Below are 18038 nucleotides of genomic sequence, written 5' to 3' on the forward strand. Positions count from 1 at the left end.
TGGCTGCGCCTCGCTTGGCACCGCTCCTCGGCCGTGCCCGCTGCGGCCCTGGAGGTGCCGCTCGTGGCGGACAGCGCCCGTCGCACAGGGCCCGGCCGGGACACGTCGCCCAAGGGGCGCGGAGGCGGGGCACGTACGGTACGGCGCGCGGTGCTCGGGGTGCGTGGCGTTTCCGCTTTTTCCTGCGACGATTCCGCCACGGGACACCGTTGCCGAGGGGGAGTTATGTTCGTCGCGGAGTTGGGGTCGTCGTGGGAGAAACTGGGGTTGGTGCTGGTGAGTGCACCGGTCGCCTACCTGGCCCTTATCGCGTTCTCCCGGTTGGCGGGGTTGCGTTCGTTCTCCCAGATGACCAACTTCGACCTGGCGGCGACGGTGGCGTTCGGGTCGATGCTGGCGACGACGGCGGTGAGCACGGAGGTCTCCCTGGTGCAGGGTGGTCTCGCTCTGGCGGTGCTGTTCGGTGTGCAGGCTCTGACGGCCCGGGTGCGTCGCTACAAGTCGTTCGAATGGATCTTCGACAACCGTCCGCTGCTGCTGATGCGGGGAACGGAGATGCTGCCGCAGAACATTCGCCGGGCGAAGGTGACCGAGAGCGATATCCGCGCGAAACTGCGACTGGCCGGTGTCACGCATCTGGGACAGGTGGATGCCGTGGTGCTGGAAACGACGGGGGATGTGTCGGTGCTGTTGAAGGATCCGGAGGGTCGCCCGCTGGATCCGGCACTGCTGTCCACTGTCGACTGCGGAGACGACCCCTCCCGTGTTAAGGCGACGTAGCCACCCGGCGCGGGCCACACCGCCGGGAATGCTGCGTGTTCCGCTAACCCAGCTCCCTCGCGAGCATGGGGATCTGCCCTCCCGCGAGAACCGAGGCGGTCTGGGCGGGGGACAGGTTGTGGCGCAGCAGGTACTGATCTCCCTTCGTCGTGTTGCGCACCGTCAGTTCCGAACCGGTGGGTAGTGAGTCCCGCAGGTTCTCCAGCACCAGGATGTCGCCGTTCTCGATCCGCTCGTAGTCCGCCGCCTGGGTGAACTCCAGCGCCAGCACTCCGAAGTTGGCCAGGTTCTGCCAGTGGATCCGGGCGAACGATTTGGCCACCACCGCCCGCAGACCGAGGTAGCGGGGAGCTATCGCGGCGTGTTCCCGCGAGGAACCCTGCCCGTAGTTCTCCCCTCCGACAACGATGTGCCCCGACCCGTGCGAAAGCTCCCGCGCCCGTTTCGGGTAGCTCTCGTCGATCTGGGTGAACGTGAACTCGGCGAGTTCGGGAATGTTCGACCGGAACGGAAGGGCGCGGGCGCCGGCCGGCGATATCTCGTCGGTGGAGATGTTGTCGCCGACCTTGAGCAGAACCGGCGCCTCGATCCGTTCCGGAAGCGGTGGGAAGTCGGGAAGGGCGGAGATGTTGGGGCCCTTGACGAGTTCCTCGTTCTGGGCCTCCTCCGGTGGGAGGGGCGCCACCAGCATCGTGGTGTTGACACTGGCGTCGCGCGGCAGGTCCAGCCTGGGGTGGGCCATCTCGACCTTGTCGGCGAAGTCGCGCGGGTCGGTAACGACGCCGGTGAGTGCGGAGGCGGCCGCCGTCTCCGGGGAGCACAGCCACACCGCGTCCTCCCGCGTACCGGAACGTCCGGGGAAGTTCCGCGGGAAGGTACGCAGGGAGTTCCGCCCGACCGCGGGAGCCTGACCGATTCCGATACAACCGAGACACCCGGCCTGGTGGATGCGCGCTCCAGCGTTGATGAGGTCGAACGTCGCCCCGCTCTTCGTCAGGTCGGAGAAGATCTGGCGTGACGAGGGGTTGACGTCGAAACTGACAGCGTTGTTGGTCTGGCGGCCCTTCACCATGGCCGCGGCTATGGCGTAGTCGCGCAGCCCCGGGTTCGCCGAGGACCCGATGACGACCTGGCTCACCTCCTCACCGGCCACTTCCCGCACCGGAACCACGTTGCCCGGCGACGAGGGTTTCGCGATGAGTGGTTCGACAGTGGAAAGGTCGATCTCCTCGGTCACGTCATAGACCGTGTCCGGGTCGGCATGCAGTTCCACGAAGTCACCCTCTCGGCCCTCACCACGCAGGAACTCGCGCACCGCCGAATCAGCCGGGAAAACGGTGGTGGTGGCCCCCAGTTCCGCTCCCATGTTCGCGATGACGTGGCGGTCCATCGCGCTCAGGCTCTCCACGCCAGGCCCGTGGTACTCCACGATGCGGTTCACTCCGCCGGAGACGCCGTGCCGCCGGAGCATCTCCAGGATGACGTCCTTGGCCGAGGTCCAGTCAGGTAGTTCGCCGGTGAGACGGACGCCCCAGATCTCGGGCATACGAATGCGCAGGGGGCGGCCGGCGATGGCCATGGCGACCTCCAGGCCTCCGACCCCGATCGCCAGCATTCCCAGAGATCCGGCGGCGCACGTGTGCGAGTCGGAACCCACCATGGTTTTCCCGGGGACGCCGAAACGCTGCATGTGCGTGGGGTGGGAGACGCCGTTGCCCGGTTTGGAGTACCACAGGCCGTACCGGCGGCACGCCGAGTGAAGGAACGCGTGGTCCTCGGCGTTCTTCTCATCTGCCTGGAGGAGGTTGTGGTCCACGTACTGCACGCTGACCTCGGTTCGGGCCCGGTCCAGCCCCAACGCCTCCAGCTCTTGCATGACGAGGGTTCCGGTGGCGTCCTGGGTAAGGGTCTGGTCGATGGCGAGAGCGATCTCCGTCCCGGCGTCCATACTCCCCTCGACCAGGTGGGATACGATCAGCTTGTGTGCGACGCTGTTCCCCATCGCGCTCCTCCTCGGTTGGGACCGTTGCCGTCACTTTCCCTGCTGGAGGAAGCTGACCGTTGAGGGGAGCGGACAAACGGGCAACCGGAAACGAAGTCTCCGCCCCCGCACTCGGGAGTGACGAGGTCCCGCAACGGGAAGCCGCCGCTGCGGGACACCTCCTGCTCGCTGGGCCACCGGAGAGGACGTTTCAGATGAGCAGCGTTCCACCGTCGACGTGCAGGTCCTGCCCGTTGACGCCGGTGTTGGTGAGCAGGAACTCGGTGGCGTCCACGACCTCGGCCACCGTCACGAGCCGCCCGATGGGCGTCCGGGCGATGCTCGGGTGGTCCGTCACGTCCGCCCATCTCGGGCTGTCACCCACCACTCCGGGATGGACCGCGTTGACCCGGTGAGGAGCGAGCTGCACCGCCAACGTCGCGACCATCCCGCTGACGGCCTGCGTGGGCACGGTGGCAACCGTGGACTCCGGAGTCGGACGGTCCTTGGCCACCCCGCCGAACAGGACGACCGACGCGTGGGGTGAGAAACGCGGATGCAGTACCCGGGCGAGTTCGAGGGAGCCGACCACTTTGCTGTTCACGGCCCGCAGGGCGGCGTCGGTGTCGAGCTCAGCCACGGTTGTGCCGCTGCGCTCGGTGGCGGTGACGACGAGATTGTCCACTCGCTCGGTTCCCGCGAACACCTCCGCGATCGAGGACGGCGCGGTGAGGTCCAGCGCGATCCCGTGGGCGGGACCGGGCAGTTCGGCAGCGGCCGTGGCGGCACGCTCGGCTGACCGGCTGGTGACGACAACGTGGTCTCCCCGCTCGGTGCGCCGGCGGGCGATAGCCAGACCGATCCCGGAACTGCCACCGACGACGACACTCGTAGCTGACATGCACCACTTCCTGTCACACGAGACGACGCGCTGCTCCGAACGGGGCAGCGACTCCTCCGAGTGGGCACCGTCCGCCCCTGTTCCCGCAGTGGCACTCAGTCAGCCCCGGCGCGCCGACGATGTTCCACAGGCCTCCTCCTGTCCTCCTCTACCTCACGGGAGCGGAGGCCGCCAGCGAGTACATCAACGGCAGGCGCCTGGACCGGTCGGGGTAGACAAAACGGGCACCCTCGGCGACGAGGGAACCGTAGCGCTGGAACGGGATCGTGTCGTGCTCGTGGACGAACTCGATACGCAGGCCGGCACCGGCAACGGCACTGATGACGTCACCGAGCGAATGGTGCCACTCGGTGACGGTGTTGTGTGTGGTCTCGGCCGTCCAGTCGGCGTAGGAGCCCGGGGAGTCGTAGGTGCGCGCCGCGCGGGAGAAGTAGTCGCGTGTGACGGTGTCACCGCGGGCGTCGTCGAGGACGTCGGTCAGTGGGTGGAACTCCGCCAGGTAGAGCCGTCCGTCCGGCCGCAACAGCTCGGCCACGGTGCGGGCCCAGTGGTCGATGTCGGGCAGCCACATCAGCGCGCCGTTGCCGGTGTAGACGATGTCGAACGCCCCCGCTCCGAGAGCCTCGACGGCATCGTTGGCGTCGGCGGTGACGAACCGTGCCCGGTGGTCCAGGCCGATCTCCCGGGCAAGGTCGGTCGCTGTCCGTATGGCCGGTGCGGAGAAGTCCAGGCCGCTGACGCGTGCGCCGCGGCGGGCCCAGGACAGGGTGTCCAGACCGATGTGGCACTGCAGGTGGGCCAGGTCAAGGCCGGTAACGTCACCGAGTTCGTCGGTCTGGAACCGGTCGAGGTCCTCGTCGCCGGCGCGGAACCCGTCGAGGTCGTAGAACGAGCTCGCCGTGTTGATCGGGACACGCTCGTCCCAGTGCCGCCGATTGTCCTCGACCGGGGCGGCAGCGCCGCTGGTGTTGTCCATGCCGGAAGTCTAGGGACGGCCCGTCCTGTGCCGGCAAGCCGTTTTTCGTCTCCTGACTCTGCCGTTCCGCGGTGCGGGGCAGTCGGTCGGAGCCGCGCGGCGCTCCTCGCCCCTTGTGGTGCGGTTGGGTGCGGCCCGGTCCGGCGCAGGGCCGCACCCGGAGCTGTCAGCTCTGGTCCACGTTTCCGGAGCCGTTGCCACCCGTCGTTTCCTGACTGCTGGAAGCTTCGGTCGGAACATCCGGTTCGCTGCTGTCGTCCGTGTCTCGGAGCATCCCCGGTTCGGTTCTGGCGATGATGCGTGTGCCCGCAAGGTCCCCGGTCACGTTGCACATGGTGCGCACCATGTCCAGGATCGCGTCGATGCCGGCCACCAGGGCGACGGGGGCGAAGCTCAACCCGGTCTGGGAAACCGTCATCGACAGCATGATCAAACCGGCCCCGGGAACGCCGGCTGTTCCCACAGAAGCCAGCACCCCCACCAGGACGACGGTGGCGAGTTGGCCGACGGTGAGTTCGACACCCTGGACGTTGGCGACGAACACCGTGGCAGTGCCGACGTAGATGGCGGTTCCGTCCATGTTGATGTTGGCGCCCAACGGCAGCGTGAAACTGTAGACGCTGTCGCGCACCCCGAGCTTTTCCGCCGCGCGGGTGGACACCGGAAGGGTGCCGCTGCTGGAGCGCGTGACGAACCCGGTGACCATCGGGTCCTTGGCGGCGTTGAAGAACCGCCGCACTCCGATACGGAAAACCAGCATCAGCACCGCGTAGACCACGATCTGCAGCGCCACGGCTCCGTAGACGACACCGGTGAGCTTGGCCAGCGGCAGAAGCGCGTCGACGCCGGTCTCGGCCATGACAACGGCGATGAGTGCGAAGACACCCACCGGGGCGTACTGCAGCACCCCCCGGATGACCAGAAAGGTGAGTTCCACGGCCCCGTCGACGCCGCGGCGGAGGAGGTCGCCCAGTTCCCGGATGCGTTCGCTGTCGCTGCCCCGCATGAAGGCGAGTGCGATGCCCGCGATCACGGAGAGGAACATGACCGCCAGCACGTTTCCCTCGACCAGGGCGGCTACCGGGTTCTCCGGGACGATTCCCAACAGGGTTTCGGAGAGTGGTGGGGCCTCCTGGGGCTCCTTGCCCCCGCTCGGCATCGACAGTCCGGATCCCGGAGACACCGCGAGCGCGAGCACCAGCCCGAACGTGATGGCGAACGCTGATGTCACCAGGTAGAAAGCGAAAACCTTGGTTCCGATGCGTCCCAACCGTGCGGGGGTCACGGAAGAAACACCCGTGATGAGCGTGGTGACGATCAGCGGCATCACCATCATCTGCAACAGGCGCAGGAAGATGTCGCCCAACGGTTCGATGACGGTGACGGGCTCACCGATGGCCAGCCCCGCGATGGCTCCGCCAACGAGACCGATCGCTAATTTCCAGATCAGGGGAAACTCGAGGTAACGCCGCCAGAGCGTTTTTTCTGACTGTCGCTGGGACATCCTTGCCCTTGTCTGTTGTGGTTCCGCTCGGGACGACAGACTCCTGGCCGTGCGGTTTTCCTTTCCTCTCGTGTCCGGAGTGCGTCTGCCGTAGGGGACACGTTCCTGGACGGGTGGGCGGCGCGGCAACAGGTGTTCCCCCGCCCCACGAGGGGCCTGTGTCGTTTCGCAGCGCACCGGGGGAAACCCCGGCGGTTGGCCCGCGATACCACCACATCCCCGGGAGCTGCCTACGATTGCCCCATGTCTGTGCGCGAACTCGTGATCCTGGGTAGTTCCAGCGCTGTGCCGACGAAGCGCCGTAACCACAACGGTTACTTCCTGCGGTGGGACTCCTCCGGGATCCTGTTCGATCCCGGGGAGGGGACGCAGCGGCAGATGCGGTACGCCGGCCTGTCGGCACACGACGTCACCCACATGTGCGTCACCCATTTCCACGGCGACCACTGCCTGGGAATCCCCGGAATCATCCAGCGCATGTCCCGGGACCAGGTCGCACATCCGGTCCCCGCGGCGTTTCCCGCCTCGGGGGAACGGTTCTGGCGGCGTCTCCGGAACGCCACCGCCTTCGCCGACGACAGCCCCACCGTCGGCCACCCGTTGCACGGTGCGGAACCGGTCGTGTTCACGGAGGACACGTTCACCGTCACCGCGGGAAGGCTGCAGCACCGGATCGACACCTACGGGTACCGCCTGGCAGAACCCGACGGGTGGCGGATGCTGCCGCAACGGCTCGCCGAACGCGGCGTCTCCGGGCCCGCTGTCGGGAGGCTACGCAGCCAGGGTGTGGTCCTCAACGACGCCGGGGAGCGAGTGGAACTCACCGAGTGCGCCGTACCGCGCCGTGGTCACGTGTTCGCGTTCGTCATGGACACGGCGCCGTGTCCCCAGGCGGTGCGGCTGGCCCACGACGCGGACCTTCTCGTGGTGGAGTCCACGTACCTGGAGCGGGAAGCCGAGCTCGCCGCGACGTATCGGCACATGACCGCCAGGCAAGCCGGGCAGGTCGCCGCGGAGGCGGGGGTGGGGACGATGGTGCTCACCCATATCTCCGAGCGCTACGAGCCCGGTGACGACGCCCGTTTCCTCGCCGAGGCCGGTGAGGTTTTCTCGGGCGACATCGTCCTGGCCCGTGACCTGGAACGGATCCCCGTGCCGCGGAGACGGGAGGGATAGTCCCCGGAACCAGCCCGGCAGCGACGCGGTCTCCCGACTTCTGTCCTCGCATCGTCAAAATCCCGTCACCGAGGCGAGCGACCCTCTAGGATTCCGGATATGGACAGTTCTCCTTCAGCGACCGTCGTCCTCGTGCACGGGAACTTCCTCGGTCCCTGGTCGTGGCGGGAAGTAGCAGCGCAACTCGGCGCGAACGGAATCAGCACCGTCATCGCCGAGCTCCCCAGCAGTGTGGAGAATCTCAGCTCTCTGGGGGACCTGCACGACGATGCGGCCGTGGTGCGTCGGATCCTGGACACCTCGGCGGATCCGGTTGTGTTGTGTGGGCATTCCTACGGCGGTGCGGTTATCACCGAGGCAGCGGCCGGTCCGCATCCGGCCGTGCGCAGGTTGGTGTACCTTGCCGGTGTCGTCCCGGACAAGGGGGAGAGTCTCGTTTCCCTGGCACCGGAGGAGGCGCGTAGGAACACCTCCAGTAAGCCGGGTGAGGAGGTAACGTTCCGCACTGACGGCCGGATCGAGCTTGCCGAGGAGTCCGCGAGGCGCACCCTGTTCCACGACTGCGCCACCGACCGGGCTCGTAGCGGGATACGGCAGCTACGGCCGAGCAATCCCGCTGCCGGGGCGCAGACGGTACGCGGAGCCGCCTGGCGCCAGATCCCGGTGACCTATGTTCGCTGCATGCACGATGTTCTTCCGGAACTGGTGTCGGAATCGTTCCCCGAGACCGAGGCCGAACTCGTGGAACTCTCCACCGGGCACTGCCCGAACTGGAGCAACCCCGAAGCAGTGGCGGAAGTGCTCCGAAGGTCCGTCAAACAGGCCATGGGATAGGACTCCGCGGTGTTCGGCGGTCGCCGGGTGCCGCGAGAACGCCTCCGTGGGGAGCTCCGTTTCCCGGCCGCCTGAGAACGTTGACGGATGCCGCAGCCCGGGGGAGACGTACGGGCGGCTACGCCGGCGTTCCCGAGGAGAAGCACACGCTCCCGTCGCCGAGCGACACCCCGCTGCGCCCGTGTCCAGGGCGTCGCGCTACGCCGGGTGCGACCACGTGAGCGGCCGTACGCCCCGAGGGGCACGAAGCGGTCGTGGGGTTGGCGTACGGTGCGCCGTCAGGGATCGCCCGCTTTCAGGCAGGCGAGGGCCCGACCACGAGAGATTGGAGCTTCGTCCGTGACCGACACCGACACGTCCTCCACAAACTCGCTCACCGAGAGGGTCGAGCGCCTCGAACAGGGTCTGGCCGGTAACCGTGTGTCCGACGTCTTCGCCAGGTTCTACGGGCCGCTTGCCGTAGCGGCACTCGTCATGTCATTCCTGCCGCCGTTCGAGGAAGTGCAGGACAAGTTGGCTGGCAGCGGCACGGTACGCACCACGTACGGCACGCTGTGGGAGATGGCGGCTCGCGGCGGACCTGCGACGCTCGCGGTGCTTGTGGTACTCGTGCTCGTCACGCTTCTCGTCGTCGCAACCGTACCGGTCAGCGACAGCCGGGGGCTGCCCGTCGGGATCGCCGCATGCGCGGGTGTACTCATCCTGATGCTGATCCTCAGGCCCGGGACGGGCGAGCCGACGCCCGGTCTCACCGACGCGGGTGTCGCCGAACTCGTGGTGCTGGTCTGCTGTACGGTCGTCGCCGTCGTCCACGCGTTCCAGAGACGCGGAGGAAAATCGTCCGTGTGACGCCGGCGCCGCCGGGAATCCCCGAGAGTCGTCGACCGGGTCGCGCTGACCGTCCCGACCTGACGACTGTTTCGGTCTCCTTCTCCCCGAGACCAGCCCCGGCTCGGGGCGCCTCCCTTCCGATCCGACCCGGTTGGTCAGGGCTCTGGGGCAGCGTGCCGGATCAGCGCTCTGGCCAACCGGAGGATGAGCCGAAACGCCGCCGGTAGGCGCTCGGCGTCAGCCCGACTCGTCTCCGCATCTGCTCCCGCAGGTTGGATGCGGTCCCCAACCCGCTCTTCCGGGCGACGACGTCGACGCGTTCCTCACCCCGCTCGAACAGGCGGCAGGCCACAGTCACCCGCTCACCCGTGATCCACTCCAGTGGTGTGGTTCCGAGTTCAGTACGGAAACGCCGATGCAGTGTCGCCACACTCGTGGCCGCGTGATCCGCGAGGTCGGCGACCGCCAACGGGTACTCCAACCGCTGCCGCGCCCACTCCAGCACCGGCGCCAACGACGTGTCCGCCACGCGGGGCACAGGACGTTCGACGAACTGCTGTTGGCCGCCATCACGGTGTGACGTGAACACCAGACGGCGGCTGACCGCGGTTGCGATCTCGGCACCGTGGTCACGCCGGACGATGTGCAACCCCAGATCCAACGCCGCGGCGCTGCCGGCGGCGGTCAGCACCGCTCCCTCGTCGACGAACAGCACGTCGGGATCCACGTGCACCCGAGGGTAGCGGGAGGTGAAGAGCTCCGCCCACCGCCAGTGTGTGGTGGCACGACGACCGTCCAGCACACCTGCGGCTGCAAGCACGAACGCCCCGGTACAGAAGCTGACCATACGGCTGCCACGAGCCGCGGATTCCCGGACGGCTTCCACCACGCGTGGGTGCGCCCCATGTTGGGGGTCAGGGCGGTTGGGAACGATCACGGTGTCGGCTTCCGCCACAGCCTCCAACCCCCTGACCCCCGTGAGGGTGAAGAAACCAGCGTGCATCTCCACGGTGGGATCCGCGGCGCACAACGTGAACTCGTACCACTGCACACCGAGTTCGGGGCGGCGCAACCCGAACAGTTCCGTAGCGACCCCCATCTCGAACGGGTTCGTGCCCGCGTCAACGATCATGGCGACCCGGTGGGGCCCGCATCCGGGATCTTGCGAGGATCGGCGCGACATACGCTATTCCTAACACTCGATGGTGACACTGAAAGCCGCCACCGTGGGTGCCATGACACGACCGGAACGAGCCATCGATCTCGATGAGGCGCTGAACAGGTTCGACGAACTGTGGAGCCCGAGGATCGTCACCCGCGTGAACGGTTACGACGTCCGTGTCGCCAAGGTCGCGGGAGAACACGTGTGGCACAGGCACCCCGACACTGACGAGTTCTTCCTGGTGCTGCACGGGGAGGTGAGCATCGCGTTGCGCGATGGCCCGGAGGGCGAGGAACGCACCGTCGACCTGCACACCGGAAGCGTTTTCGTGGTGCCGCGCGGGGTGGAGCACTGTCCGAGGTCAGCGTCCGGTGCGTCCCTCATGCTGTTCGAACCGTCGGGTACCTCAAGCGTCGGCCAACCACAGGGGCCCGTGCCGGAACACGTGGACGCTACCACCGGCCACCCGCTCGGCTGAGCGAGACGACCGCAGGGGATCCACCGGGTGGAACGACACCTCCGGCCGAACGCGGCCCGTGGGAGACGGAGCCGCGTCACACCGCGGCTGCCGTGGGGGAGGGCACGTCGGTCGGTTTCCTGTGTTCCCACGGCTGGGCCTGTTCGAGCTGGCCGGCCAGGCGCAGCAGCCCGCTCTCCCCGCCCGAGGGGGCGACGAACTGCACTCCCAGGGGAAGCCCGGAGGCGGTCCAGTGCAGCGGAAGCGAGATCGCCGGGGTCCCGGTCAGGTTGGCCAGCAGGGTGAACGGCGTCGCCGCGAGGTTGTTCATCACCTCCTGGTCGACGATCCCGGTCGCGGAGATGATCCGTTGGGTACGGCTGCGGATCAGTGCCCGTTCCACGGTCTTCAGCCACTCCGGCGGGCTGAGTTTGCCCACGGTCACCGGAGGGCCGGCGATGGTCGGGGTGAGCAGCAGGTCGTAACGACTGTGGAAGTCAGCGAGCGCACGTGTGTGCTGGTGCCAGCGGGTGTGGCACTGCACGTACTCGGGGGCCGACAGCGAGCGTCCCATGGCCGCCAGCATCAGCGTGTCCGGTTCGAATCCCGCGTCGTCCCACCCGGTCATCTCCTTGACCCCGTCGACCAGCCCAGCCAGCGACGCGTACCACAGGGTCATGAAGTCCTGGGTCAGAGCCCGGCCGTCGATGTCGGGTTCGTCCTCGACGACCTCGTGACCCAGTCCTTCCAACAATGTGGCGGTGTTGTGCACCGCGGAGACTGCTTCCGGATGCACGCGTGTTCCCAGCGGTGACCGTGTGGTGAACCCGATGCGCAACCGCCGCGGCTCCCGACCGACCTCCTCACTGTAGGGACGTTCCGGGGCCGCGATGGGGAAGGGGCTGGTCGGCTCCGGGCCCGCCATCGTGTCGAGTAGCGCCGCACTGTCCCGCACCGTGCGCGACACCACCCCGTTGACGGCCGCACCGTGCATGGGCTCGCTCCAGGCGGGACCGATCGGGACGCGGCCCCGGCCCGGTTTCAGGCCGACGAGTCCGCAGCAGGCCGCGGGGATACGGATGGAACCAGCACCGTCGTTGGCGCCGGCGGCGGGCACGATCCCGGCGGCCACCGCCGCCGCCGACCCGCCGGAGGAACCACCCGGCGTGTGTTGGAGGTTCCACGGATTACGCGCGGCGCCGAACGCCTCCGATTCGGTGACACCCTTGGCTCCGAACTCGGGCAGGTTCGTCTTGCCGAGAACCACTGTTCCTGCGTCGAGCCAGCGGCGGACCACCTCGGCGTGTTCGGACGCCGGGATGTCGCGCAGTGCCCGGCACCCCGAGGAAGTGGGGAACCCGGCGTAGTCCTGGAACATGTCCTTGATGAGCATCGGCACCCCGGTGAGGGGGCCCGCCGCGGGGTGGGCCGCCCGCCGCCGCGCTTCGTCGTACATGGGAAGGATGATCGCGTTGATCCGGGGGTTGGTGTCCTCGGCCCGCGAGATGGCGGCTTCCAGGATCTCGGTGGGGGTGGTTTCGTTGGACCGCACCAGTTGGGCCAGGCCCACCGCGTCCTGTGCCGTGTATTCGTCGACTCGCATGCTCGGGAACCTAACATGTGGTATGTGGCACACCGCTGTTCGGTGAGGTGAGACCGGTGCGGTTCTCTTCCCGTGGTCTCCTCGGTGTCGCCTGGTTCCTCCTCGGCCGCGTCATGTTCTTCCGCACGGGGAGAGGCGCGTGCCACGCGGGTTTTCCCGTGGGCGGTGTCGAACCGTTGGCCCGGCGGCCGGGCACGCTCCCGCACCACTGTTTCAGGCGTGTTCGGAGGTACCTGGACGTTGTTGTTCGGGGAGGCGGCACGGGAGCTGGTCATCCGGTTCCCGCATCCGACGCAGCATGTCCTGGGTGCTGCGTTTGCGGTTCCTGTAGCGCCGTTTCGTCGCGGTACCGGTGTAGCGAAGCCAGTGTTTGACGGGGGGAGACTCCGCTCCGGAGAGTTCGTAACCGTTGTCCCGCAACCGGCTTCCCAGGGCGCTCTCGCAGAGTTGCAGTTCCCAGGGGGCGAGGCGTTTCTCCCACGTTCCGGCCGTGGACTGGGTGACGGCACCGTGCGTGTTCTCGTGCCATGTTTTGCGTTTCGGCACGGCGACGTCGGCGACCTCCCGGGGTTCGCACATGGCGGGGTCGAACTTTTCGCCGAGGAAGTCGCACAGTGCCGTCAGCTCCCGTTGCGGATCGGCGATCAGGCTTTCGTAACGGACCTGGTAGAAGGTGTCCGGTCCCAGCCGGGCCGCAGCGGAACGGCCGTAGTCGATGGCCTCGGCCCACGTGGAGATCGCGTGGTAACTGTTGTGGCGGTACCACGGCATCTGTTTCAGCGATCCCACGCAATCGCGTCCGTCCCGGATGAGTTGCACGATTTGCGCGTCCGGGAACAGTCGCATGATCGCGTTGATGTTCTGGTAGTAAGCGGGGCGCTTGTCTCCCCAGCGGGGTTTTCCGAATCTGCGGGCGTAGGCGCGGAACACGATCCCCAGTGCGGAACCAAGGGTGGGCGGTCCTGCAACGATCTCGTCGACGATCTCCCGGGGAGCGAGTCCCAGATCTCTGAATCGGGTCTTTTTTCTCCCGACTATCCATTCTGCGAGTGACCGACGGTTTTCGGGCACCCGCAGATCGCCGAAGTATTCACGCTCCCGGTACGCTCTCAGTAGGAAACGGGTTTCCGGTGGTACGGCGATCCGCGGGTGGGAGTGCAGCATGAGCTGCATCAGGGTGGTTCCCGACCTCGGGCATCCGAGCACAATTATCGGACGTTCAGTTCCTGGCATGCTTCCCAAGAATAGAGGGTCGGGCGGGCCTCAGGAATCTCTGTCACTATTTATGTCACGGCATGTTCCTTTTTTGCGTGTCGCCCCTATCGGGGATGGAAGCACGGCAGACGTCGAGAGAGTCCGTTCGGTAGGAACGGCCCGAGGAGTCCGTGAGAGCGGGGGCGGTGGTTGCCCGAGTTCCGCGCCGGTACCGCCAGGTCGCACACTGTTCAGGTGTTGGGGGGAAGAGACGTTCCCGCACCACGGTGACGCGTGGCGACGAGGTCCCGACGTTCCCGCGGCAGGGTCTCCTCCTCCGCCCCTTCGACGGTGAAGCCGGCCTCGTGGATCATCTCCCGGTCGGAGGCGCCCGGCTGGCCCTCACTGGTGAGATAGTCGCCCAGGAACACCGAGTTGGCGATGTGCAGCGCGAGCGGCTGCAGACTACGCAGATGGACCTCGCGCCCGCCTGCGACACGGACCTCGACATCGGGAAAGACCAGACGTGTGGCGGCCAGGATACGCAGGCAGTGCTGGGGCGTCAGGTGCCACTGCCCGGCCAGCGGGGTCCCGTCGAACGGGATGAGGAAGTTCACGGGAACCGAGTCCGGATCCAGGTCGCGTAGTGCGTACAGCGCGTCGACAAGATCGTCGTTGGTCTCTCCCAGACCCGCTATCAGGCCCGAGCAGGGGGAAAGCCCGGCGTCTTTGGCGTTGTGCACCGTCTGCACACGGTCGGCGAAGCTGTGGGTGGTGCAGATGTCGCTGTACCGGGCCTCGGACGTGTTGAGGTTGTGGTTGTAGGCATCGACCCCGCACCCGCTCAGCTCCTGGGCCTGGTCTCCGGAGAGCAGGCCCAGGCACGCGCACACTTCCACGTCGGGGTTGTCCGCCTTGATCTGTTCGATGGCAGGAGTGAGACGGGCGACATCACGGTTGGTGGGACCTCGTCCACTGGCCACGAGACAGACACGCGAAGCTCCCGCGGCGATGCCGCAGGAAGCCGCTTCGCGTGTCTGTTCGGTACTCAACCACGTGTAGGTCGCGATGTCGGCCGCTGATCCCAGACGTTGCGAGCAGTACGTGCAGTCTTCCGGGCACAGACCGCTTTTGAGGTTCACCAGGTAGTTGAGCTTGACGCGGCGACCGAAGTAAGCCAGACGCACCCGGAACACGGCGCTGACGAGGTCGAGCAGCTCATCGTCGGAACTGGTGAGCACGGACAACAGGTCGGTGCGGGGGAGCGGTTCCCGTTGCAGAACCTTTTCCGCCAGGGAGTCGAATGTGGCCATGCCCCCGATCGTTGGCCATGCCGGCTCTACGGCGCAGCTGCCGAACCCGACAAAGTTCGACGTGTGGGTTTGTCAGCCGCGCGGTTGGCTGTCGGCGTTAAACGTGGCGTCCGGTCAGCGCCAGAAGCCGCGTCTGGTTGTCGGCGTCCTCCGCCACCGGGACGGGAGCATCGAACAGTTCCCCGCTCTCACCCTCGGTGAACTGGCCCCTGGCCCACTGCAGGACCTCGGCGGCCAATCCGGGATCCAGTTTCTCGTCAGCGCCGATGGCCCGGGCCATGTCCCAGGCGTGCACGGTCAGGTCGAACGTCATCTGCCACAGGTAGAGAGAGGACGAAGCGTCCCCGAAGGACAAGTGGACGGTGCGTTCCGTAGCGCCGGGCTGGAGCCAGGCGGAACGCGACTCCCGGGAGGCCACCTCCCACGTGGCCACAGGTTCCTCACCGAGGACGTCGCCGTCGTAACGGTCCCCTGCCTCCTCGATCGTTCCCCCGTTGAGAAGGTGAGGTACCCACAGCTGCTCGCTGACGAGGTGGTTGAGCAGATCGTGAACGTCCCACTGCCGACACGGCGTCGCCTGCCCCCATTGGTGCACCTGCACCTGGCGCGCCCGACGGTCGAACTCCGCCATCGCCTGAGCGTGCAGGTCCAGCAGTTCCGACATCACAGCTCCATCCTGAAGTAACAGCTCCTAGCGCCGGAGCGGTGGTTCTTCCAGTGCCCCGAACGCGGCGGTACACCCCGCCTCTGCCCTGCTGGCGCATGACCGCGGTGTACCTTCACACGGCGGTTCCCCAGTGTTTCATCCTGACGCCCCGCCATCGTGTGCCCTCCGCACCGTTGCCGCCAGGCAGACAGAACCCGGGACCCGCCACACGCCGCCGGGTGACCGCACGGGAGCAGCCCGCCCCTGTTCACGTACCCGACGCGCTACCACCCCTCATGCGTCATACATCACTAATGTGCGTTAGTGTTACCGATCATGCGCATGATCCATGTCATAAGTCCGTGCACTAAAGAACCTCATCGTTAATTACTACTGAAACCCCATGCCCTATCGCAGGCGCCGCCCCCCACCCCTCCGGGATGCCGCGCGTCTCGTAAGCATGGGGAACCGGGCCTCGGACAAGGAGTAATCGTGGCAACACCCGACCCCAAGGGAGTCAAGTCCGCTGGGGAACTGAACATCGTCCACGTGGTCCTCATCGCCGCCGCGGCGGCGATGGGCGGTTTCCTGTTCGGCTATGACACCTCCGTTATCAACGGGGCGGTGGAAGCGATCCAGGGACACTTCGGTGTGAGTTCCGCGATCACCGGTGTCGCCGTCGCCGCCGCTCTTCTCGGTTCCGCGGTGGGCGCGGCGGCCGCCGGCCCGCTGGCCGACCGGTTCGGCCGCATCCGTGTCATGCAAATCGCCGGCCTGCTCTTCGCCGTGAGCGCCATCGGCTCGGCGCTGCCACTCAGCGTGTGGGACCTCACCGCCTGGCGCGTCGTCGGAGGCATCGCGATCGGGATCGCCTCCGTCATCGCCCCGACCTACATCGCGGAGGTGTCCCCCGCGGCGTACCGGGGCCGGCTCGCCTCCCTGCAACAACTCGCCATCGTGATCGGTATCGCGCTGTCGCAGTTGGTGAACTACATGATCGCCAACATGGCCGGGGGCAGCGCCACCGACAGCATGGGGCCGCTGCAGGCATGGCAGTGGATGCTGGGAGTGGAGCTCCTGCCCGCGCTGCTGTACATCGGGCTGAGCCTCACCATCCCGGAGTCGCCCCGCTACCTGGTGCGGATCGGCCGTGAGGACCGGGCCCGCGCCGTGCTCAGCGAAGTCGAGGGGAACGACGTCGAGGGACGTATCCGGGCGATACACGAAGCCCTCGGGTCCGAGGTCAAGCCGCGGCTTCGTGACCTCAGGGGACGTTTCGGTCTGCTCCCGATCGTGTGGATCGGTATGGCGCTGTCCGCCTTCCAGCAGCTGGTCGGCATCAACGTGATCTTCTACTACTCCGCGTCACTGTGGCAGTCGGTGGGTGTCGAGGAGAGCAACTCGCTGCTGCTCAGTCTCTTCACCTCGATCGTGAACATCATCGGTACCTTCGTGGCCATCGGCCTGGTGGACAAGGTCGGCCGCAAGCCGCTCCTCCTCATCGGCTCCGGCGGTATGACGGTCATGCTCGCCGTCACCTCCTTCGCGTTCAGCCACGCCACGGTCGTGGAGGAGGAGGCCTCCCTCCCGTTCGTCTGGGGAGTCCTCGCACTGGCATCGGCGAGCCTGTTCGTCCTGTTCTTCGCGCTCTCCTGGGGCGTGGTCACCTGGGTCCTGCTCGGCGAGATGTTCCCGCTGCGCGTCCGGGCCGCAGCCATGGCCGTGGCCACGGCGACACAGTGGGTCGCGAACTGGCTGGTCACCGTCACCTTCCCCATCCTTCGCGACTGGAACCTCAGCGGCACCTACGTGATCTACACCGCGTTCGCGGCCCTGTCGTTCCTGTTCGTGTGGAAGTGCATCACCGAGACCAAGGGCAGGACCCTGGAATCCATGCGCGGATAGCACGGCACCCGCCACGGGTTGGGGCCCACAGCCCCAACCCTGCGCTCACCCCTCACGCCCAGCGTTCGGGAGGTGGACAACCTCCACAACCGTTCGGCTGGATACGACGAGCCCGCTGAACACCGGCATGTCTCCGCTGGTCCGACTCCCGGAGACAGGGGCAGTGCCGCTTCCCCCACGTCGCAGCCCAAGCCGTCACGGCACCGTCGGTTCCCGGAGCGCTGCGGCACCGCACCGACGCCGAGACCGAGACCAACCACGTCGGCACCCACGGTGCCTCGGTGGTGGGTTTCGCCTCACCGGCCTGTTCGGTTTCCACCTGCCATCCCGGTTGAAACGTTGGCTCCATCCGGCTGTACCGACACGGCGGCGGCACCCGGGACCGCTGTTCTGGTCGCATCGACCCCTACGGGCGCTTCCGGCTGAACACGGAGTCCCATAAACCAGCCGTCTCGACAGGGAACCCAACTGCTGTGGTGTCGCGACGGCGGGAGCGTGTTGCTGGGTGCCATACTTGGCGCATGCGAGGGCAGGAACCACGGCAGTGAGGCCTCTTCGAACCTGGCTGGCCAGTGTTCTTGCTTCGCAGGAGCGGCGCCTCTCGGCCCGGTGCTGAGCCGGTTTCACAGGGCGTCGGGGTGCCAACGCTTGTGAGGGATGCGTTTTCGTGGCCTCCATCCGTCCATGCCTCGTTGCTTGTGGGTCTCCCACGAGCTGCCGAGCGGACGCTCCGAGGAGATCCGGGCCGGTAGCGAACCAAGAACGGCATAGATAG

15 protein-coding genes are annotated in these 18038 nt (G+C 67.1%); 6 read left to right on the forward strand and 9 right to left on the reverse strand.

The genetic code is table 11. From position 1 onward, the window contains the following. The first annotated feature begins 225 nt into the window (after positions 1-225). The gene (locus FHX37_RS07800; RefSeq protein WP_170181526.1) at positions 226-780 is read left to right on the forward strand and encodes a DUF421 domain-containing protein; all 555 of its coding nucleotides are present in this window, start codon (positions 226-228) and stop codon (positions 778-780) included. A 43-nt stretch (positions 781-823) separates the two neighbouring features. Here the strand turns inward: FHX37_RS07800 and FHX37_RS07805 are convergent, their stop codons facing one another. The 4 genes from FHX37_RS07805 to FHX37_RS07820 all read right to left on the reverse strand — a co-directional run bounded on the left by FHX37_RS07805 (position 824) and on the right by FHX37_RS07820 (position 6142). Continuing rightward, positions 824-2782 carry an aconitate hydratase gene (locus FHX37_RS07805; RefSeq protein ID WP_141923184.1) on the reverse strand — a complete coding sequence of 653 codons (1959 nt, stop codon included), beginning with the start codon at positions 2780-2782 and terminating at the stop codon, positions 824-826. 190 nt (positions 2783-2972) lie between these two features. Then, positions 2973-3662 (reverse strand): SDR family oxidoreductase, encoded by a 690-nt coding sequence (locus FHX37_RS07810; protein WP_141923186.1) that lies wholly within the window; start codon positions 3660-3662, stop codon positions 2973-2975. Positions 3663-3810: 148 nt separating this feature from the next. Next, a complete protein-coding gene (locus tag FHX37_RS07815) occupies positions 3811-4638 on the reverse strand; it encodes a class I SAM-dependent methyltransferase (RefSeq protein ID WP_141923188.1) in 828 nt (275 codons plus the stop codon). A gap of 166 nt (positions 4639-4804) precedes the next feature. After that, entirely contained in the window at positions 4805-6142 is a 1338-nt protein-coding gene (locus FHX37_RS07820) for a dicarboxylate/amino acid:cation symporter (RefSeq protein WP_141923190.1), read from the reverse strand. 243 nt (positions 6143-6385) lie between these two features. On the opposite strand from FHX37_RS07820, the gene FHX37_RS07825 reads away from it, so the two are divergent. The 3 genes from FHX37_RS07825 (at position 6386) to FHX37_RS07835 (ending at position 9001) form a co-directional block, all read left to right on the forward strand. Beyond that, positions 6386-7318, forward strand: a complete 933-nt coding sequence (locus FHX37_RS07825) for a ribonuclease Z (RefSeq protein WP_141923192.1) — start codon at positions 6386-6388, stop codon at positions 7316-7318. Between the two features lie 99 nt (positions 7319-7417). Continuing rightward, complete coding sequence (locus FHX37_RS07830; RefSeq protein ID WP_141923194.1) at positions 7418-8152, forward strand: alpha/beta fold hydrolase; 735 nt, start codon at positions 7418-7420, stop codon at positions 8150-8152. 339 nt (positions 8153-8491) lie between these two features. Further along, positions 8492-9001, forward strand: coding sequence for a hypothetical protein (locus FHX37_RS07835; protein WP_141923197.1), 510 nt, complete (start codon positions 8492-8494; stop codon positions 8999-9001). 163 nt (positions 9002-9164) lie between these two features. Here FHX37_RS07835 and FHX37_RS07840 read toward each other — a convergent pair whose 3' ends face one another. Beyond that, complete coding sequence (locus FHX37_RS07840) at positions 9165-10115, reverse strand: helix-turn-helix domain-containing protein (protein ID WP_246062179.1); 951 nt, start codon at positions 10113-10115, stop codon at positions 9165-9167. Positions 10116-10218: 103 nt separating this feature from the next. Here FHX37_RS07840 and FHX37_RS07845 point away from each other — a divergent pair, with 103 nt between their 5' ends. Further along, entirely contained in the window at positions 10219-10623 is a 405-nt protein-coding gene (locus FHX37_RS07845) for a cupin domain-containing protein (RefSeq protein WP_141923201.1), read from the forward strand. A gap of 76 nt (positions 10624-10699) precedes the next feature. On the opposite strand, the gene FHX37_RS07850 is transcribed toward FHX37_RS07845, so the two are convergent. From FHX37_RS07850 to FHX37_RS07865, 4 genes are all read right to left on the reverse strand, one after another. Next, entirely contained in the window at positions 10700-12205 is a 1506-nt protein-coding gene (locus tag FHX37_RS07850; protein ID WP_141923203.1) for an amidase, read from the reverse strand. Between the two features lie 213 nt (positions 12206-12418). Continuing rightward, positions 12419-13438 (reverse strand): sulfotransferase family protein, encoded by a 1020-nt coding sequence (locus tag FHX37_RS07855; RefSeq protein ID WP_141923205.1) that lies wholly within the window; start codon positions 13436-13438, stop codon positions 12419-12421. Positions 13439-13650: 212 nt separating this feature from the next. Next, positions 13651-14712, reverse strand: coding sequence for a biotin synthase BioB (gene bioB / locus FHX37_RS07860; RefSeq protein ID WP_141923207.1), 1062 nt, complete (start codon positions 14710-14712; stop codon positions 13651-13653). 97 nt (positions 14713-14809) lie between these two features. Then, positions 14810-15376, reverse strand: a complete 567-nt coding sequence (locus FHX37_RS07865; protein ID WP_141923209.1) for a TIGR03086 family metal-binding protein — start codon at positions 15374-15376, stop codon at positions 14810-14812. Between the two features lie 474 nt (positions 15377-15850). On the opposite strand from FHX37_RS07865, the gene FHX37_RS07870 reads away from it, so the two are divergent. Next, on the forward strand, positions 15851-17263 hold the full coding sequence (locus FHX37_RS07870) for a sugar porter family MFS transporter (protein ID WP_141923211.1): 1413 nt from the start codon (positions 15851-15853) through the stop codon (positions 17261-17263). Positions 17264-18038: the final 775 nt, after the last annotated feature.

The sequence above is a fragment of the Haloactinospora alba genome (assembly GCF_006717075.1).
GTDB lineage: Bacteria > Actinomycetota > Actinomycetes > Streptosporangiales > Streptosporangiaceae > Haloactinospora > Haloactinospora alba.